The organism is Aquisphaera insulae, assembly GCF_011064615.1.
In the GTDB taxonomy this organism is placed as follows: domain Bacteria; phylum Planctomycetota; class Planctomycetia; order Isosphaerales; family Isosphaeraceae; genus Aquisphaera; species Aquisphaera insulae.
Map to the genome: position 1 here is coordinate 46,829 of NZ_JAALJH010000001.1, position 19,279 is coordinate 66,107.

Below are 19,279 nucleotides of genomic sequence, written 5' to 3' on the forward strand. Positions count from 1 at the left end.
CCGATCCCCGGGCGTTCTTATTCCGGAGGAAGGTCACCCCGTCGTTGGGGCCGACCCAGCCATTGCCGACCGCGGCGTCGAGGAGCCCGTGACTCGGACGGTTCGGTGGGCGTGGCATCGCCGGTCGGTACATCATGCGGCCCGGTGAGGTCCGGGGCCGACTTCATGCGAAAGGGCCGACCGGAAATCCGGTCGGCCCCCGAGTGAATCGGCCTCGCATGGGTCGTCGGCTCACGCCTTGGCCGTCGCCTTGGCCTCGGCCTGGACCTTCTTGACGATCTCCTCCTGGAACCGGGAGGGGAGCTTCTGGTACTTGAGGAACTCCATGCTGAAGGAGCCCTTGCCCTGGGTGGAGGACCGCAGGTCGTTGGAGTAGCCGAACATCTCCGAGAGGGGGACCTCCGAGGTGATGACGGTGTATCCGGACCGGCTCTCGGTGCCCAGGATGACGCCCCGCTTGGAGGAGATGGCGCCGGTGACGGGCCCCTGGAACTCGGTCGGGATCTCGACCTCGACCTTCATGATCGGCTCCAGGAGGACCGGATCGGCCTTGCGGAAGGTCTCGCGGAAGCAGTCCCGGGCGCAGATTTCGAAGGCCATCGTGGAGGAGTCGACGTCGTGGTAGGAGCCGTCATCGAGCCGCATGTGGACGCCGATGACCTCGTAGCCGGCCACGGGGCCCTTGCGGAGCGACTCGCGGAAGCCCTTCTCGACCGAGGGGATGTACTCGGTCGGGATCCGGCCGCCGGTGACCTTGTTCTCGAAGACGAACGGCTCGGAGGCGTCGGACGGCAGCGGGATCAGGGCGCCCACGACGTGGGCGTACTGGCCGGAGCCGCCGGTCTGCTTGCGGTGCTTGTAATTGAAGGCCGTCTCGCGGGTCGGTGCCTCGCGGTAGCTCACCTTGGGGGCGCCGACGCTGCACTCGACCTTGTACTCGCGACGGATCCGCTCGACGTAGATCTCCAGGTGGAGCTCGCCCATGCCCGAGATGATCGTCTCGCTGGTCTCGGGGTCGACGTGGACGCGGAACGTCGGGTCCTCACGCATGAAGCGATTGAGGGCCTTGGAGAGCTTGTCGTAGTCGGCCCGCTTGGCCGGCTGGATCGAGAGGTCGATGACCGGCTCGGCGGCGTAGATGCTCTCGAGCGAGAGGTTCGAGTCCTCCTCGCAGTAGGTGTCGCCGGTGGCGCACTCGACGCCCATGACGGCGACGATGTCGCCGGCGCCGGCCGAATCGATGTCTTCCTTCTGGTCGGCGTGGACGCGGAGGATCCGGCTGATCCTGGCCCGCTTCCGCTGCCGGCTGTTGAAGTAGAAGGTCCCCTTCTTGAGGGTCCCCTGGTAGATCCGCATGTAGGTGACCTGGCCGAACGACTCCTCGACGAGCTTGAACGCCATGGCGACGAGGGGCGCGTCGGGGTCGGAGGCGAGGGGGACCTCGGCCATGCCGTTGTTGTTGTCCTTGGCGAAGACCTCGCGGTCGAGCGGGCTGGGGAGGTAGCGATTGACCGCGTCGAGGAGCGGCTGGACCCCCTTGTTGCGGTAGGCGGACCCGACCATCACGGGGCAGATCTGCTGGGCGATCGTCCCCTCGCGGATCGTCTTGTGGATCAGGTCGATCGGGACCTCGGCCTCCTCGAGGAGCAGCTCCATGATCTGGTCGGAGACCATCGAGAGGGCCTCGAGCATCCCCTGGCGGGCGCGATCGGCCGCCTCGACCATTTCGGCCGGGATCTCCTCGAGGCGGATGTTCTCGCCGTTGTCGCCGTCGAAGTACATCGCCTTCCGCTCGATGAGGTCGATGATGCCGGCGAAGTTCGACTCGGCCCCGATCGGGATCTGGAGCGGGATCGTGGTCAGGCCGAGTTTGCTCTCGAGCTGGCTGATGACGTTGGCCGGATTGGCTCCCGTCCGGTCCATCTTGTTGATGAAGGCGATCCGGGGGACCGCGTACCGCTTCATCTGGCGGTCGACCGTGATCGACTGGCTCTGGACGCCGGCCACGGCGCAGAGGACCAGCACGGCCCCGTCCAGCACCCGGAGCGACCGCTCCACCTCGACCGTGAAGTCGACGTGGCCCGGGGTGTCGATGATGTTGACCTTCTTGTCTTCCCAGTGGACGGTCGTGGCGGCCGAGGTGATCGTGATCCCTCGCTCCTTCTCGAGCTCCATGTGGTCCATCACGGCGCCTTCACCCTTGACTTCCTTGATCACGTGGGTGCGGCCCGTGTAATAGAGCATGCGCTCCGTCAGCGTGGTCTTGCCCGAGTCGATGTGGGCGGAGATGCCGATATTGCGGACGTTTCTCAGGTTTTCCATGGTCCAGGTCTACTCAGCCGCGAGTGAGGGGTGGAACGCCCTTCACCCGGGCCACGAGCCACGCGAGAGAGAAGAGAACCCGGGGAGGACCAACCCGCAGTTCCAGCACGGGTTGCGAGGCATGCCGGGAATCGGAGATGAGGCACACCAGGATCGTCGATCAGGCACGCTAATCCATCTTGGTGTGGCGCATCGGAAGAGTACGGGAAGGCTAGAGCTAAGGGTAAACTATCATACCCCCGTGCACTTCCGCGTCAAGACCGCACCGCCGATCCCTCCCCTCGAACCGCTTCCCCGGAAATCGGGCGGGCGGATCGAACCCGGCGCGGCCGGAGGCGAGGGGAGTGTCGCCTATTTGCCCCAAGTAGCTCCTTCCGCGTCCGATTCTGGCAGGAAGCTGAGAGACTTTCGGATCGAACCCGATTAGAATTCGTTGAAGATTGATGCCGGGCTCTCGTGCCGCCACCCCGTCCGGATTCCGATCCGGACGGCGACCACGGGAGGACGCTCCCTCCCCCCTCGTCCCGCCCCGAGGAGACCGCCCGATGGCCGCCCCGTTCCGCTCCCCCGGCGGGCCTCCTCCGAGCCGAGCCTCGAATCGCCACGCCATCCTCGCCGACCTGTTGCCGGGCGTCGCCCAGTGGAGATGGTCCCAGCGAGACCGCGGGCTCGTGCTCCTCGGCTCGTTCCTGGCCACCCTGATGATGAGCGTCTTCTGCTGGGGCACCGTCCTGGGCTGGGCGTTCCTCGGCCTCGCCTTCCTGACCCACCTCGCATCGTCGATCGACGTCCTCCGCCAACTGGCCTTCCCGGTCTTCCGGCCGCTGGTCGCCGTCTCGGCCTCCGCGCTCAGCCTCGCCGCCGCGGTGTATCTCCCCATCGCCGTCTCGCTCTTCCTCGTCGCCTACCCGGCCCGCTCCTCCGATCTCGGGGCGCGCTACCTCGTCAACCTCCTGGCATACCGAACGGCGACCCCTTGCCGCGGGGAATGGGTCTGGTTTCGCCACTCCCCGCAGCAGCCGGACCGGGCCGGCCGCGTCCTCGCCACCGAGGGGCAGGAGGTGGAGTGGACGGGACGTCGCTGGAAGATCGACGGCCTGGACGTCCCCGCCCACCCGGGGATGCTCCCCTACTATCCCGAGGGCTGGCGATTCTCGATCCCCAGGGGCCATCTCCTCGTCAGCCAGGAAGCCTCGGGCAACGAATCGACGGACAGCTCTCCGATCCTGATCGTCGGCCGCGACCAGATCATCGGCCGCGCCTGGATCAAGTGCTATCCCTTCTGGGAGCGGTCCCTGCTCTGAAATTCGCCGTCATCTCCGGGCCGCCGCTGCGTAATGAGTAGCGAGTCGTCCTCCCCCCACGCTCGACCTACCCTCCCAGGTACATGCACTCTCTCAAAAAATGCGTGAACCCCCACGCCGGGCGAGGGCGGATTGGTATCCTGGATGGGTCACTGTTCCGCATCCCGAGTTCTTCCTTCTACATTCCGTCAACGAAGGAACTCGGGATCGGCCGCTCGGTTCGGAGAGCTTGGATCGTGCATGATCGCATCTGGGCACCCTGGCGTGCCCAATACATCCACGACTCCTCGGCACGAGGACCTTCCGAGGATTCGTGCTTTCTTTGTCGCGCGGTCGAGGAGTCGGACGATCGGGCAAACCTCCTCGTCCATCGCGCCGACCACGCCATCGTTGTCCTCAATCGATACCCCTACAACAACGGCCATCTCCTGGTCGCGCCGCGGGTCCACCGGGGCCGGCTGGACGAGCTGAGCGGCCCGGATTTGACCGCGCCGATCGAGACGATCCGCGGGTTGATCAGAATCCTCGATCGGATGCTCCGCCCTCAGGGTTATAATATCGGGCTGAACCTCGGCAAGAGTGCCGGGGCCGGCCTACCCGGGCATCTTCACTGGCACATCGTGCCGCGCTGGGACGGGGATACCAATTTCATGCCGGTTCTCGGAGATGCGAAAGTAATCGTCGAGAGCCTGTACGCGTTTTATGACAGACTGGCCGAGGAACTAGGCCAGGATTCGCTTTCCTACTCCTGATCCGATGGCCCCCACCGCACGGATGGCTCATGCGGGTTGCGGGTTGACTCAATAGTGCGAGGCATCCCTCTCATGCTCCTGATCCTGATCCGGGCCACCTTCATCCTCGTGGTCGCCGGCCTGGGCGTCCGCATGGCGAAGATCGTCGGCGAGAACGAGCTGGCGAACCCGTATCTCGTCTTCGTCGGGGTCATGATCGCCGCCATCGCCATCGTCGTGGCGGACACGCTGACGCCCCGGAAGCGAATCCAGACGATCTCCGCTCTCTACTTCGGCGTGATCGTCGGGGTGTTCCTGAGCAACCTGGTGAACGACGCGATCCAGCCGGCGGTGCAGCTCTACCTCCACCAGAAGGTCCACATGGCCTTCTCGAGCGTCCTCATGATCCTGATGTGCTACATCTGTGTCTCGACCCTCCTCCAGACCAAGGACGATTTCCGGTTCATCATCCCCTACGTCGAGTTCTCCAAGGAGGTGAAGGGCGCGCGGCCCCTGGTCCTGGACACCTCCGTGGTGATCGACGGCCGGATCGCCGACGTCGCCGAGACCAGGGTCCTCGACCAGCCGATGGTGGTCCCCCGGTTCGTCCTCCAGGAGCTCCAGAACATCGCCGATAGCTCGGACAAGCTCCGCCGCAACCGGGGCCGCCGGGGGCTGGACATCCTCAACAAGCTCCAGAAGTCGCCGGGCATCGAGGTCCGGATCCACGACGCCGAGGTGCCCGAGCTCGCCGGCGTCCGCGAGGTCGACCAGAAGCTCGTCATCCTGGCCAAGCACCTCGGCGGCAAGGTCGTGACCAACGACTACAACCTCAACAAGATCGCCAAGATCCAGGGCGTCGAGGTCATCAACCTCAACGATCTGGCCAACGCCATGAAGCCGATCGTCCTCCCGGGAGAGGCGATCCAGGTCAAGCTCATGAAGCGCGGCGAGGAGCAGGGCCAGGGGGTCGGCTACCTGGACGACGGCACGATGGTGGTGGCCGAGCAGGGCTCCTTCCACATCGGCGAGATCGTCCGCCTGACGGTCACCAGCGTGCTCCAGACGAGCGCCGGGCGGATGATCTTCGGGCGGATCGACGGCCCCGTGGCTCGCGGCGTGAATTCGGCCAACGCGCCGGGCCATCACGAGGGGAGCCCGCAGCACTCCTCGGGCAAGCCGCAGGCATCCTGAAACCCGTCCTGGGCCGCGCTCAGTCTCCGGCCTCGGGGGGATCCGAGTCGTCGTCCGGATCGTCCGAATCCCCCTCGCGGCCGTCGTAAGGCGTCCGGCACCACCGACAGACGAGGACCTTGCGACAACCCCGGCAGGCGACCGGGACGTCACGCCGGAAGAGCGCCTCATACTCCTCCGGCGTGGCAGGCACGAAGGGCACCCCGCAGTCGCCGCAGAGGAGCGGCCGTTCGCAATAGGCGCAATCGAACATCACGCTCCCCCGCGCGGTGGCCGTCGAGGATCAATGGACGGCCTGCTCCCCCTTGAGGCATCGACCGATCTGCCGGACGGCCTGGCGGAGCCGGTGGGAATTCTCGACCAGGGCCAGGCGGAGGAATCCCTCGCCCGTCTCGCCGAAGCCCCGGCCGGGGCTGACGACGACGTTGGCGTCCTCGAGCAGCTTCATGGCGAAGTCCATCGATCCCGTCTGGGATTTCCAGGGCTCCGGCAAGGGTGTCCATACGAACATACCCGCCCGAGGCACGATCGGGTCCCAGCCCAGGCGGCGGAGGCCCCGGACCAGGACGTCGCGGCGCTCCTGGTATTCCTTGACCTGCGCCAGCCGGTCCTCCTCGCCGTGGCGGAGGGCGACGATGGCCGCGACCTGGACCGCCTGGAAGATGCCGTAGTCGTAGTAGCCCTTGATCGCCTTGAGGGCGCCGAGCATGTCGCGGTTGCCGGCTGCGAAGCCGACCCGCCAGCCGGCCATGTTGTAGCCCTTGGACATGGTCGTGAACTCGCAGCCGACGCTCTTGGCCCCCTTGACGGAGAGGAAGCTCGGCGGCTGATAGCCCTCGAAGCCGATGTCGCCGTAGGCGAAGTCGTGGATCACGAAGAAGCGGTACTTCTTCGCCAGGGCCACGATCTCCTCGAAGAACCCCTCGTCGACCACGGTCGAGGACGGGTTGTGGGGATAGTTCAGGACCAGGATCTTGGGCCGGGGGAAGAGGCTCTCGCAGACCCGGGCGATGTTCTTGAGGAACGATTGCGAGTCGCGGACGTCCAGCGAGATCACGTTGGCGGAGGCCAGGGCGATCGCGTGGACGTGGATCGGGAAGCTCGGCGCGGGGACGAGCGCCGTGTCGCCGGGGCCGAGCAGGGCCAGGCACATGTGGCTGAACCCCTCCTTGGACCCGATCGTGGCGACGACCTCCTGGTCGGGGTCGAGCGAGACGCCGAACCGCTTCTCGTATCGGACGGCGACCTCGCGCCTCAGGTTGTAGACGCCGGTCGCCACGCTGTAGCGGTGGTTCCGGGAATCGCGAGCGGCCTCGCAGAGCTTGTCGACCACGGCCTCCGAGGGAGGATCGGTCGGGTTGCCCATGCCCAGGTCGATGACGTCGACGTCGTCGCGCCGCTTGCGGTACTTCAGCTCGTTGATCTTGCCGAACAGGTAGGCGGGGAGATTGCGGACCCGGGGCGCCACCTCGAGGTCGTAGTGTTCGGTCGATTCATGCTCCTCGGAGCCCGGGTTCGTCGTGGGGTCCAGCATCGCCAGCGTCGTCCTCTGCCGCGGGGCGGATCGGCCGGCCGCTCGCCGCGACCCGTGCCGGCGCGAGTGTCGATCCGTTCCCCAGGTTCTCCGTGGAGACGGGGCGACCGTCGCGCCGCCGTCCTCGCGTCCTCCAGGTCCCTTCATGATACTTCACGCGCCCGCCGTGGGAACTTGAATCTTGAACGTTTCCCGCGCAATCGCTGCCGACGGCACGCGGAGGGGGGCCGGATCCGGGGCGATTGCCTTCACGCAACTTTTGAGGAAACTTCGGGCCCGGACGCGTCGATACTCCCTTTACCACCAGACGGCCCCACCGACTTCGCAACTACAACGAGATTGGCCCCACGGACACGGGGCAACTGGATATTCATAGAGAAGAAGGGCGGCCGGGATCACTCCCGGCCGCCCTTCTTCGTTTCAGGACTCGACCGGCTGCCGCCGGACGGGTTTGTTCACTTCTTGGCCTTCGCCAGGGTGACGAAGCGGCCCGGATCCTTGCCGGTCTGGACGTAGAAGGAGACCTCATCGGCCTTCGAGGCCAGCTCCTGGAACTCCTTCACGCTCCCCAGCGGCTGGATCTTGCGATCCTTGACGACCTTGGTGATCAGGTCGCCCTCCTTGATCCCCTCGGCCTCCGCCGCGCTCCCTTCCTTCACCTCGCTGACCAGCAGGCCGGTGGAGCCGGCCGGCAGGTCCAGCGACTTGGCGAGGTCGGGGGTCAAAGGCTGGACCTCGAGGCCCAGGTCGCCGATCGCGGAGCTCTTCGGCTGGCCGGCGGACGGCGAGCCGTCCTTCTGGCCCTGCTCCTTCTCCCTTTCGAAGGCCACGCTCTCGAAGGGGGCCGGGGTGAGGGTCGCCGTCTGCCGCTTGCCGTCGCGATAGTATTCCAGGTCGAAGGACTTGCCCACGGGGCTGCCCGCGACCTTGAGCCGGAACGTCGGCAGGCTGACGATCTTCTCGCCCGCCAGCCCCACGATCACGTCGCCCTGCTTGAGGCCGGCCTTCTCCGCCGGGCTACCGGCGATGATCTCGCTGACCAGGATCCCCTTGGTCCCCGCGTCGATCCCGAGCTGGCGGGCCAGGCTCGGCGTCAGCGGAGCGAGCACGATGCCGATCGCGCCGCGATGGACCTTGTGGTCCTGCTGCTTGATGAGCTGATCGGCCACGCTGGAGGCCATGTCCATCGGGATCGCGAAGCCGATGCCGTCGTTGCCGCGGCCGCCGGTGACGATGGCCGAGTTGACGCCGATCACCTCGCCGCTCATGTTCACGAGCGGGCCGCCGGAATTGCCCGGGTTGATCGACGCATCGGTCTGGAGGAACGACTCGTAGGCGTTGATCTTGACGTCATTCCGCTCGGTCGCGGAGATGATCCCGGTCGTGACGCTCTGGCTGAGCTCGAACGGAGACCCGATCGCCATCACCAGCTCGCCGACCTTGACCTTGGTGCTGTCCCCCTTCGGGAGGGCCGGGTAGTTCGTCGCGTCCACCTTGATCACGGCGACGTCCGACTTGTCATCGGTGCCGACCACCGTGGCCGGGGCCTCGACGCCGTCGTGGAAGGTGACGGTGATCTTCTCCGCGTCGCTCACGACGTGGTTGTTGGTCACGATGTGCCCGGAATTGTCGTAGACGAAGCCCGAGCCGGTCCCGTGCGCCTCGCGGCCAAACTGCTGGGGCTCGACCAGCCCATCGGGCCCGAAGAACCGCTTGAGGAGCTCCTCGAGGTCCTTGGGATTGTTCGGGCTGTTCGGGTTGGGCCGGCGACCGTTGGGGCCGGGGAACGGGAAGTTCCGCAGGTTCGGGATCTTGCCCGCCTTCTTCGTCACCGTGATCTGGACCACCGACGGCCGGACGAAATCGGCCACCGCCGCATAGGCCTGCGAGAGCGCCGTCGCCGTCTTCTGCCCCTCGGCCGGGACGTTGGGGGCCGCCGGCATCTGCCGCAAGGCACCCGAGGAACTCACCAGGGCCGCGGACGAGACAACCAGGGCGGCCCACGCGACAGGATTCTTCTTCATGCTTCGATCGTCTCCTCGATTGGAAGTCCATCTTCCGTCCGCCGGCATCATAACGCGAATCGGTCCATGCGGAAATCAAGTTCCTCACCCATGATCCGGGTATCCCGGATCGTCGAGAGCGGACCCTTCGTGCTCCGGCGAACACGTCATAACCTCATCGACGGACGGCACTTCAGAGTTGACTGACGGGGCCGGCCGGCGGTGTTCGGCAGGTTCCATCTTCCTACGATGCGACCTCGCGGAAGGTTGGCTGGATCGGTCAAAAAGTTTGAACGGATCGAAGCGGGCCGAATGGACGACCGCGGCGACATTCCCGTCTATTAGGGTCTTCGTTACGCTGGTTGAAGTATCAAGCGTTTCCCGGATTTGATTCCTCGAGCCGCCAGGGAGGCCGCCGCTGTGATCGACCCGCGAGACCTCTCCCCGGACGCCTTCCGGCGGGAGGCAGAGGCGCTCGGCGTCGGCCCGCCGATCAGTCGGCGGCTCAGCTCCGCGGTCCTCGCCCGGGGGATCTTCGACCCCCAGGTCTGGATGAGCTCGCTCCAGATCCCCAGGCGGCTGATGGAGGCCGTCGGCCCGCTCGAGCGGCTCCGGCTGGAGCGGTCGATCGTCTCCCCCAGGGACGGTTTCCAGAAGCTGAGCTTCCGGACGGCGGATGACCTCATCCTCGAGACCGTGATCATCCCCCTGCACAAGCCCGGGGCGGTCAGCATCTGCGTCTCCTCCCAGGTCGGCTGTGCGATGGGCTGTCGCTTCTGCGCGACCGCCCGGATGACCCGGCGGCGGAACCTGAAGACCTGGGAGATCCTCGACCAGTTCCTCCAGGCCCGGGAGATGGCGAGGGCCTCGGGCCGGCGGCCGACCGGCGTCGTCTTCATGGGGATGGGCGAGCCGTTCCTCAACTACGAGAACGTCCTGGTCGCGGCCGACCTCCTCCGCTGCTCGTGGGGGGCTTCGATCGGGGCGAAGGCGATCACCATCAGCACGGTGGGGCTCGTGCCGGAGATCGACCGGTTCACCCGCGAAGGCCACAACTACCGGCTGGCCATCTCCCTCGGGGCTGCCACCGACGCCCAGCGCGAACGCCTGGTCCCGGTCGCCGCGCGGACGCCCGTGGCCGAGGTCATGGCTGCCGCGCGGCGGCACGCGCTCGCCCGCCGCGAACGGGTCACGCTCGCCTACGTCTGCATCTCCGGCCAGAACATGGCCGAGGAGGACGCCCGCGCGCTCGGCGCCCTGATCGGCGACACGCCGGTCCGCGTCGACCTGATCGAGGTCACGGATCCGACCGGCATGTACCATCCCCCGGACGCCGTCGAGTTGAAGGCATTCCGCGATGCCCTCACCCGCCACGTCGGCCAGCCAATCGTCCGCCGCTACTCCGGCGGCAAGGACATCCAGGCCGCCTGCGGGACGCTGGCGGGGGCGGGATGAATGGAGACTGCGGCCGACTCCGGCGTCGCCTTTGCGATCCGCGAGCCGGCGACCGGGTGAGGGTTGGATGGAGCCTTTCCTGATTCTCCTCCTCAGATCTCTCATTTTGGTGAAACTCGCCCGCGAGATTTCGGGATTGTATTGAGGTAGAAGCCGCGAGCAGGACGAAGACGCCGCACGACGTCGCGACGGCGCCGTCCTCGCGCGCACCCGCGCTACTGCACCCCTGCGAGGGCCGGCACCATGATCAGCGACGCCCGAATCGAGGCCAACCGCCGCAACGCCAGGAAGAGCACCGGGCCGAAGACCGAGGCCGGCAAGATGGTCTCGCGGCTCAACGGACTGATTCACGGCAAGCGATCGAAGATCCTCTCCATGCCGGTCCTGCCCCAGGAGGATCCGAGGGACCTCGCACGCCTGGTCGCCGACTTCATCCGCGACGGCCGGCCCGCCGACGCCCTGGAGAGATCGCTCCTCGTCCGCGCCGCCCGGCTCACCTGGATGCTCGAACGCTCCGACCGGGCCGAGTCTGCCCACCTGGCCAACACCGTCCGCGCGCGGCGCTGCCCTCGGATCGACCGCACCGATTCCAGCGAGGCCCGCAGCCGGCGCGTCCGCGACCTGGGCGTCCAGCTCTTCCATCCGCTCTCGCCCCACGAGACCCGCGACCCCGACTGGCAAGATGACCCGGCCTCCTGCCTCGCCGGCCTGGAGGAGACACGCGAGGGCTGCCGCTGGCTCCTCGAGCAGTGGCGGTCCATCCGGGCCTACTTCGTCGCCGGCAAGCAGCCGCTGGTCGGTGATTTCTATCGGTTCATCCGGCTCCACGGCCGCAAGGTCACCGACCTGTTCTGGGACCTCGACCTGAACGCCGTGATGGCCGCGGCCGAGGTCGCCTTCGACGGCTGTAGCCGGGAGATCTACGCCCACTACCTCCGCGGCCTCCGCGCCGAGGAGTTCGGCACCTACGAGCAGCAGCGCCAGTGGTGGACCTTCGCCGCGCCCCCGGCCACGAAGGAGGAGGCCATGTCGCTGCTCCTGGCCGACGCCGAGGCCCGCATGGACCGCCTCGCCGCCATGCTCGGCGACGACGATGACGAGATTGATGACGACGCCGCGGCCTTCGCCGCCGAGCGCGACCTGGACCGCCATCGCCGCACGGTCGCCGCGCGAAGCCGCGAGCTGATGCAGACCCTGGAGATGCTCCGCAAGCTCCGGAAGGAACGCGGCGGCGCCGGCCTGGCCCCGCGCGATCCGGTCGAGCCCAATCTCGAGCCCGAACCCGAGCCCGAACGGGCGGATTTTTCAAGCGGGGCAAGCCCTCCGGTCCCCTCCCCCACGTGGGCGAGGGGACCGGAGCTCGACGCCTCGCTGCTGAGTGAGGAGGAGCTGGGTCATGGGGAGACATCGGACATCGAGCCCGAGCCCGAAGCGGCGGCCTTCGTCGAGGCCGACCGCTGGGAGCCCGCCCCGATCGTGATCGCGGAGGACGAGGACGAGCCGCTGCCGGCCGACGTGAGGGATCCGAAGCCGCCTGGGGCGGAGCATGAGCTCCGGCAGGACAAGGACCCGGAGACGAACGAGGAGTTCCGGCGCTGGGTCGCATCAGGCGGCCCGGCAGGCGAGCGAAGCGAGCGAACCCAGGACCGGCCTCCCCGCGAGCGGGAGCTGCAGAAGAACCGGGACCTGCTCACCCTTTGGCTGGACACACCGGTCGGCCGCGGCCTCGATTATCGCAAGCTGCCGCGAAGGGAATAGCCGGGCCAACGTTCATCGCCGTGTCGATCGCCCGATTCGATCCGGGGATTCGCTCAGGCCCGGGGCTCGTGACGGGACCGGCGGGCATGCGAGCGCCGAGTCAGCTCGTGGCGGACGGCCGAGACGAGCTCGAGGAGCTCCTTCTGGAACCGGCGAAGGGCGGGCTGTTGTGAGATCCAGGACTCGGCGTGCGGCAGAGCCTCGAAGACGCGGCGGCCGTGGCGGATGGACCGTTCCACGACGCCCTTGTCGACCAGGAACAGGAGGATCGCCGCGGTGTGATCCAGGCGGACCTCGCCCCAGAGGTCGGACTTGCAGAGGTCACCCTCCAGATGCAGGCCGACGTACAGCACCGTCTCCTCGAAGAGCGCGGCGAGGTGCTCATCGTTGCGATGCTGCCGGTAATGCGACAGCCGGCCAGTCCAGCTCTCTCGGAATTTACGGGCCAGTTTGTCACGCACGGAATGATCAGCCTCCACGACTTCCGGATTGGAGGCGCCCTTTCGACAAGGCACCTATCGCTTTACTACCTCATAATATGCGCCCCGACAAGTCCGCGGGGAAACCTGACTACACGCATCGATGCGATGCGGTTTTCCGGCATCACGCGTGGAAGGTGGCCCGGGCGGGCCCGGGCGACCGGGCCGGGCGGGCCGAGCCGGCTTCCGCTTTGACACCCGGTGCGGGAAACACTATGTTCGGGCTTGTCAAGTCGAGCGAATCCGTCGAGTTCGGGGCACGGAGCGTTCGGAGCCGCGGCGGGATCGAAGCGGCGGACATCCCCCGGCCGCGTCGCCAACTTCGGGAAGAATGCGTACCCATGTTTTCGATCCTCGCCCGGCTCGTCCAGCGACACTCCTGGTTCGTGCTCATCGCCTGGGGGGTGATTGCCTCTCTCCTCTACTGGTACGCGCCCCTCTGGGACAGGATCACGCAGGACGACGATGTCCGATTTTTCCCCCGCGACTATCCGAGCGTCATCGGCCAGGAGCTCCTCGAGCGGGGATTCCCGCTCGACTCGGCCAGCTCCCAGGTCGTGCTGGTCCACGAACGGGCGGATGGTCCCCTAACTCCCTCGGACCTCGCCGTCGTCGAGGAGCGGGTGGCGAAGTTCCACGAGTTCAGCCAGGAGAAGCCGGAGCTGGGCGTCAAGAAGATCGACACCCATCGCACTCCCGTGATCGGCCCTCGCCTGATCGGCAAGTCCCCGGACCATCCGGGGCAGGCGGTGCTGTCCATCGTCTCGCTCCGGGGGACCTACCTGTCGCGGAAGACCCGGATCGCCGTCGACGAGATCCTCAAGTATCTGGACGGCTCGCCTCCCCTGCCCCAGGGGCTTCGGCGCGTCGTCTCGGGGTCGGCGGTCGTCGGCCACGACATCAACACGGCCGCCAACTCGAGCATCGACAGCACCACCGCGATGACGATCGCGCTGGTCGTGATCATCCTCCTGATCGTCTATCGGTCGCCGCTGCTGGCGATGATCCCCCTCCTGACCATCGCGCTCTCGGTCGTCGTCTCCATGAAGGTGATCGCCCTCCTGACGGAGGTCCCATGGCTCTCCTTCCGGGTGATCACGATCACCAAGGTCTTCCTCGTGGTCGTCCTCTTCGGGGCGGGCACCGATTACTGCCTCTTCCTGATCGCGAGGTATCGCGAGGAGCTCGCCCGGGGGCGATCGCGGGCGGACGCCCTGCGTGAGGCCATCACCCAGGTGGGCGGGGCGCTCATGGCCAGCGCGGGGACCGTGATCGTGGGCCTCGGCATGCTCTTCTTCTCGAGCTTCGCCAAGATCCGATACACGGGCCCGGCGATCGCGATCGGCCTCACCGTCGCGCTCCTCGCCGCCCTGACGCTCGCTCCGATCCTCCTCAAATGGCTCCGTGGCGCCATCTTCTGGCCCTTCAAGCCGCCCCGGCACGAGCCGGGACGGGACGTCGAGCAGGAGGCGCGGTCGCTCTCGTGGCGATCCAGCTTCTGGTTCCGGGTCGCCGACCTGGTGGTGACCTACCCGGCGACGATCCTGGTGATCTGCCTGGTCGCCCTGCTCCCGCTGGCGTTCGTGGGCGCCCGCACGACGGCGAACTACAGCCAGCTCGCGGACCTCAATCCCGACCGGCCGAGCGTCGTCGGGGCCAGCGTGATCCGGAAGTACTTCGCGGTCGGCGAGCTCAGCCCGACCTCGGCCTTCGTCCACAGCGGACGGCTGGACTTCCGCTCCGAGGAAGGACGGCAGGCGATCCGCGAGGTGACCCGTAGGCTGGTGGCGATCCCGATCGTCGCCGAGGTCCGGTCGCTCACCCAGCCTCTGGGAAGGCCGCCGATCCCCGACGGGGAGAAGACGCTGGTGCAGCGGATGGCCGACCAGGCCCTCCGGGCCGTGGCGGACTCGCGGTACGTGAGCACCCGGCCGGCCGACAAGGCCGACCTCAACCACATCACGCGGCTGGACATCGTCTTCAGGTCGGATCCGTTCTCCCCGACCAGCCTGGCGGGGCTCGAGCAGGTCCGTGAGGCCCTCGTGACCTCGGCCCGGCCGGGCCAGCCGCTCCAGGGCACGACCGAGATCGGGCTCGCGGGGTCGACCTCCGCCGTCAACGACCTGCGCACCGTGACGACGGCGGACCAGCGCCGGATGTACGTCCTGGTGACGCTCGGCGTGTACGCCATCCTGGTCGCGCTCCTCCGCCGCCCGGGGATCTGCCTCTACCTGATCTTCACGGTCGTGCTCGGCTACCTCGCCTCGCTGGGGGTCACCGAGCTGGTCTTCCGCTCGCTCCACCACAGCACCGAGCCCTGGGGCGGCCTGGACTGGACCGTCGGGTTCTTCCTGTTCGTGATCCTGGTCGCGGTCGGGGAGGACTACAATATCCTCCTGATGGCCCGGGTCATCGAGGAGGAAGAGAAGCATGGGGTGACCGAGGGGACCCGGCTGGCCGTGGCCCACACGGGGGGCATCATCAGCTCCTGCGGCCTGATTATGGCCGGCACCTTCGGCGCCATGCTGACCGGCAAGCTCGCTTCGCTCCGGGAGATCGGCTTCGCCCTCGGCCTGGGGATCCTCCTCGACACGTTCCTGGTCCGCCCCATCCTGGTCCCGGCCTTCGTCGTGATGATGGACCGGCTCCGGGCCGAGCGTCGCGCGACCCGACCGGCCCCCGCCCCGAATGCCGGGCTCCGTGCCGCGTCGCCGGGGTCCCAGCTCGAACCGGCGGGGATCGCTCGCGAGGATACCTCGCGCCTCCACCCCGAAGCCATCGACTCCTGTCTCGGCGAGATTTACGAGGATTGAACCGGACGCGATCCCCTCGGACGGCCGGTTCGGAACGCCATTTGCCACTGGTGTTGCCCCATCCACGGGTCATCCGACGAGGCGATCCGCCGCGGTCGTCGTCTCCGGATCGGCCCAGAGGCCCGACGAACAACTTGACACGGGGGCGCGAGTCGCGCGATGAAGGTCTTCCACTGCGGACAATGCGATCATCTCATCTTCTTCGAGAACTTCGCCTGCACGAACTGCGGCCACACCCTGGCGTTCCTCCCGGACCGCATCGAGATGGTCGCGCTGGAGCCGGCCGGCGGCACCGAGTGGCGGGCGCTCGGGAAGGGCAACGAGGGCTCGACCTACCGACTCTGCCAGAATTACACAAATGACAATGTCTGCAACTGGGCCATCCCGGCCGACGATCCCGAGCCGTTCTGCCGGTCGTGTCGGCTGGACCGGGTCATCCCCAACCTGAGCCAGCCGGGCACGGTCGAGGCCTGGGCGAAGCTGGAGGCGTCGAAGCGACGGCTGCTCTACACGCTCCTCTACCTGGGCCTCCCGGTGCCCACCAAGGCGGAGGAGCCCGAGAAGGGATTGGCCTTCGATTTCCTGGCCGATCCGCCGAAGGGCTCGGACGAGCCGAAGGTGCTGACCGGCCACGCCGACGGCGTGATCACGATCAACATCGCCGAGGCCAATGACGCCGAGCGGGAGAAGCGCCGGCTCAACATGCACGAGCCGTATCGCACGCTCGTCGGCCATTTCCGGCACGAGGTCGGGCATTATTACTGGGACCTCCTCATCAAGGATTCGGCCCAGCTCGAGGAGTTCCGCCGCCTCTTCGGCGACGACCGCGAGGACTACGCCGAGGCCCTCAATAAGCACTACGAGGCCGGCCCGCGGCCCGACTGGCCGCAGCGGTTCATCTCGGCCTACGCCAGCACCCACCCGTGGGAAGACTGGGCGGAGTCGTGGGCGCACTACCTGCACATGACGGCCACCATGGACTCGGCGATCCGCTCCGGCGTCTCGCTCCAGCCGGGTCGCGACGACGAGCCCACCTGGAAGCCCAAGGCCGCGGGGGCCGGCTACCAGGACTTCACCTTCGACGAGCTGATGGAAGGCTGGTTCGCCCTGACCTATATTATGAACAACCTTAACCGATGCATGGGAATCCAGGACGCCTATCCGTTCGTCCTGGCCCCTCCCATCCTCGAGAAGCTGCGGTTCGTCCACATGGTCGTGCGGCTTTCCGCCGAGGTGGGCCGGCAGACCGGGACCGTGCAGGGGGTGAAGGTGGAGCCGGTCGCGGTCTAGGGGCGAGCCGCGGAGGCGAGCGGAGGACGTCGCCGAGATTCGGGAGCGGGGCCCGTCCACGGGTGGCCCCGCCGGCCCGGGACCTGGTCCTCAGTCGTCCTCGAACTTCGTCTTCGTGAGCGTGGGCAGGCCGTCCTTGAGCACTCCCTCATCGTTGTGATGATAGACGTTCACGGTCAATTCGGGGCCGGAGCCGCGAGGGCCGCAAACGACGACGTAGGAGTCTCCGACGACCCGCCAACGGGACTGGTCCACGACGAAGGCCGTCCGTTCGTCGATCGCGATCCCCGACAGGGACGGATGGCCGGCCATGACGCCGAGGAGTCGGGGTATGCGGTTCCGCCGCAGTGCGTGCTGGTCCACGACGGCCCCGGGGAGGAAACCGAATCCCGTGCCGACCGTGGCCTTCTCGCGCCCCCCCGTGATCATCACCCGCGACATGATCGCCGCGCCGGCGGAGGTCCCCCCGATGACCCCGCCCCGGTCGAGCAGGGCGCGGAGGGCTTTCTCGACTGCCGTCCCGAGATAGGCGTCGGTCACCCGGGACTGGTCGCCCCCGCTGACCCAGACCGCGGTGGCCCGGTCGATCGGCTCGGCGAATCCGGGGGCATTGGCCGATTCGCGGGACCGGGTATGCAGGAGGGTGAGCGACTCGAGGCCGTGCTTCTTCCACGGATCGAGATACTCCTCGCGGACGGCGGGAGGGCCATCCGCATCCTCGCTGGCCGTCGGGATGACAACCAGCCGCCCCTTCTTGCCACCGGCCCTCTCGAGGAAGGCACTCCGGACGGAGTCGGGCATTCCCCCGCCGCCGACGATCACCAGCGAGCCTCGAAGCTCGGCCGCGGTCGCGACCTGCGGAGGGTCACCTCCGGCGACCGACCGCGAACAGCAGAGCCCCGCGATCGCGAGGAAGGAGACGAGGCGGAAGAGGCGCGGAGGGAGACAGGGAAAAAGCGTCATGAACCGTCGAGACCTCATTCGCGGAGGAGCGGCCGGGATTCGTACGAGTCGGGGAAGCTCTTCAGCGTATCCGGCCAGCAATAGTCCTGAAAGGCCGCGTCGGCCCTCCGCCTGCCGACGACGCGGACGTGGCCGAGCTGACGCCCGGCGTCGGCCTCGACGGCCTCGATCTCGGGCCGATTCTCGGGGGCCACCAGCCGCTGCCACTCCAGCCAGCGACGCCAGCCGTCTTCGAGATTGTCGGCGATCTCCACGGAGACGATGCCAGACTTCTCCCAGTGGTGCCCCCACCAGGAGGCGGAGTGGAGCGACCAGAGGTCGTTCGTCCAGAAGCCAGCAAGGTGCGGCGGCACGGGGGAGGTCATCTCGGTGATGAGCCCGGCGCCCGCGATCCCAATCTGACCGCCCGGCTTGACGAAGCTGCCGAGGTAATTGAGATAGAGGTCGTCGGTGCCGTAGTAGTAGTAGGAGTCGACGCTGAAGATGGCGTCGAAGAACTCCCCGGCGAAGGGGAGCGAGCGGGCATCCGCGTGGATCGGGAAGACCCGATCCTCGAGGCCGGCGTCCTTGATCCGGCGGGCATTCCCCGAGGCGGAGAACCAGAGGTCGGTGGCCCAGACCTGCACCGAGAACTCGCGAGCCAGGAAGATCGAGGTGACGGCGCGACCGCACCCGAGGTCCAGGATCCGCATGCCGGGCTTCAGGTCCATGCCCTCCGCCAGCCATTCGGCGAGCCAGAGCGGGTTCGACGAGCCGGTGGCGGCGTTCTTCAGGACCCAGTCGGGCGAATAGGCCGAGGCTCGCGGGAATCGTGCGGAGATCAGGCGGTCGTCGGCCATGGGTTGGAGGATTCCTCGAAGTGGATGTGGTCGGGATCAGCTCCCGCGGGACGCTCACCGCGACAGGGCGAGGATCCACGCGGGGATCTCCACCTGGGTCGCGGTCTGGAATTCCTTGATCCGATCCTGGATGACGTCGATCTGGACCTCGAGCTCGCGGATCATCGAGAGGACTTCGGGCTTCACGAAGACCGCGACGTAGCGGACCTGGGTGCCGTTGCTGCCCGGCTCCGTGCCGTTCCGCGTCTCCAGGCTGCTGAGCATCTTGATCAGGCTCTTGAGCTCTCCAAGCTGGAGCACATCTTCATAGATCGGCTCGTTGCCGCGCCGGATCACCGCCTTGATGACGATGAGGGCGTCCTGGAGCTTGCGGTACTGGTTGTATTCGCCGCGAATGTTGACGGACTCTCGACCCTGCGGGTCGTACTGGCCGACGGGGACGCTGTTGTAGTCCTCGATGATGGTTTGGGCCCGGGAGAGCCGCTCGGCCAGCCGATTCTTGATCGAGATTGCCTTGGCGAGGGTCACGGATTCCTGCTCGGCCATCACGGCCCTCCGGGTGGTTCGCTGCGGCCCATCGAGTCCGCAGACACG

At 67.3% G+C, this 19,279-nt stretch carries 15 protein-coding genes; 7 read left to right on the forward strand and 8 right to left on the reverse strand.

What is annotated here, in order from left to right:
* Window positions 1-231 precede the first annotated feature (231 nt).
* Entirely contained in the window at window positions 232-2,322 is a 2,091-nt protein-coding gene (gene fusA, locus G6O54_RS00175) for an elongation factor G (RefSeq protein ID WP_165219019.1), read from the reverse strand.
* Between the two features lie 545 nt (window positions 2,323-2,867).
* Here fusA and G6O54_RS00180 point away from each other — a divergent pair.
* From G6O54_RS00180 to G6O54_RS00190, 3 genes are all read left to right on the forward strand, one after another.
* Complete coding sequence (locus G6O54_RS00180) at window positions 2,868-3,626, forward strand: S26 family signal peptidase (RefSeq protein ID WP_165219021.1); 759 nt, start codon at window positions 2,868-2,870, stop codon at window positions 3,624-3,626.
* Window positions 3,627-3,862: 236 nt separating this feature from the next.
* Window positions 3,863-4,378 carry an HIT family protein gene (locus G6O54_RS00185; protein WP_250846631.1) on the forward strand — a complete coding sequence of 172 codons (516 nt, stop codon included), beginning with the start codon at window positions 3,863-3,865 and terminating at the stop codon, window positions 4,376-4,378.
* A 72-nt stretch (window positions 4,379-4,450) separates the two neighbouring features.
* Window positions 4,451-5,551, forward strand: a complete 1,101-nt coding sequence (locus tag G6O54_RS00190; protein WP_165219025.1) for a PIN/TRAM domain-containing protein — start codon at window positions 4,451-4,453, stop codon at window positions 5,549-5,551.
* A 19-nt stretch (window positions 5,552-5,570) separates the two neighbouring features.
* Here the strand turns inward: G6O54_RS00190 and G6O54_RS00195 are convergent, their stop codons facing one another.
* The 3 genes from G6O54_RS00195 to G6O54_RS00205 form a co-directional block, all read right to left on the reverse strand.
* Complete coding sequence (locus G6O54_RS00195) at window positions 5,571-5,804, reverse strand: hypothetical protein (protein ID WP_165219026.1); 234 nt, start codon at window positions 5,802-5,804, stop codon at window positions 5,571-5,573.
* A gap of 30 nt (window positions 5,805-5,834) precedes the next feature.
* On the reverse strand, window positions 5,835-7,085 hold the full coding sequence (locus tag G6O54_RS00200; RefSeq protein ID WP_165219027.1) for an aminotransferase class I/II-fold pyridoxal phosphate-dependent enzyme: 1,251 nt from the start codon (window positions 7,083-7,085) through the stop codon (window positions 5,835-5,837).
* A gap of 455 nt (window positions 7,086-7,540) precedes the next feature.
* Window positions 7,541-9,109, reverse strand: a complete 1,569-nt coding sequence (locus tag G6O54_RS00205) for a trypsin-like peptidase domain-containing protein (protein ID WP_165219028.1) — start codon at window positions 9,107-9,109, stop codon at window positions 7,541-7,543.
* A gap of 399 nt (window positions 9,110-9,508) precedes the next feature.
* On the opposite strand from G6O54_RS00205, the gene rlmN reads away from it, so the two are divergent.
* Both rlmN and G6O54_RS00215 read left to right on the forward strand, forming a co-directional pair.
* On the forward strand, window positions 9,509-10,543 hold the full coding sequence (rlmN, locus tag G6O54_RS00210; protein ID WP_165219029.1) for a 23S rRNA (adenine(2503)-C(2))-methyltransferase RlmN: 1,035 nt from the start codon (window positions 9,509-9,511) through the stop codon (window positions 10,541-10,543).
* A 243-nt stretch (window positions 10,544-10,786) separates the two neighbouring features.
* Window positions 10,787-12,301, forward strand: coding sequence for a hypothetical protein (locus G6O54_RS00215; RefSeq protein ID WP_165219030.1), 1,515 nt, complete (start codon window positions 10,787-10,789; stop codon window positions 12,299-12,301).
* 53 nt (window positions 12,302-12,354) lie between these two features.
* Here the strand turns inward: G6O54_RS00215 and G6O54_RS00220 are convergent, their stop codons facing one another.
* Window positions 12,355-12,762 carry a hypothetical protein gene (locus tag G6O54_RS00220; RefSeq protein WP_165219031.1) on the reverse strand — a complete coding sequence of 136 codons (408 nt, stop codon included), beginning with the start codon at window positions 12,760-12,762 and terminating at the stop codon, window positions 12,355-12,357.
* A gap of 359 nt (window positions 12,763-13,121) precedes the next feature.
* Between G6O54_RS00220 and G6O54_RS00225 the strand changes: the two genes are divergently transcribed.
* Together G6O54_RS00225 and G6O54_RS00230 are read left to right on the forward strand one after the other, a co-directional pair.
* Window positions 13,122-15,593 carry an MMPL family transporter gene (locus tag G6O54_RS00225; RefSeq protein WP_165219032.1) on the forward strand — a complete coding sequence of 824 codons (2,472 nt, stop codon included), beginning with the start codon at window positions 13,122-13,124 and terminating at the stop codon, window positions 15,591-15,593.
* 159 nt (window positions 15,594-15,752) lie between these two features.
* Complete coding sequence (locus G6O54_RS00230) at window positions 15,753-16,883, forward strand: zinc-binding metallopeptidase family protein (protein ID WP_165219033.1); 1,131 nt, start codon at window positions 15,753-15,755, stop codon at window positions 16,881-16,883.
* A 90-nt stretch (window positions 16,884-16,973) separates the two neighbouring features.
* Here G6O54_RS00230 and G6O54_RS00235 read toward each other — a convergent pair whose 3' ends face one another.
* Genes G6O54_RS00235 through G6O54_RS00245 form a run of 3 tightly spaced genes read right to left on the reverse strand, consistent with a single transcriptional unit; the run spans window position 16,974 to window position 19,231 of the window.
* The gene (locus G6O54_RS00235; protein WP_165219035.1) at window positions 16,974-17,846 is read right to left on the reverse strand and encodes a cyanophycinase; all 873 of its coding nucleotides are present in this window, start codon (window positions 17,844-17,846) and stop codon (window positions 16,974-16,976) included.
* Window positions 17,847-17,860: 14 nt separating this feature from the next.
* A complete protein-coding gene (locus tag G6O54_RS00240) occupies window positions 17,861-18,685 on the reverse strand; it encodes an SAM-dependent methyltransferase (protein ID WP_165219037.1) in 825 nt (274 codons plus the stop codon).
* 54 nt (window positions 18,686-18,739) lie between these two features.
* The gene (locus G6O54_RS00245) at window positions 18,740-19,231 is read right to left on the reverse strand and encodes a hypothetical protein (RefSeq protein WP_165219039.1); all 492 of its coding nucleotides are present in this window, start codon (window positions 19,229-19,231) and stop codon (window positions 18,740-18,742) included.
* Window positions 19,232-19,279 lie beyond the last annotated feature (48 nt).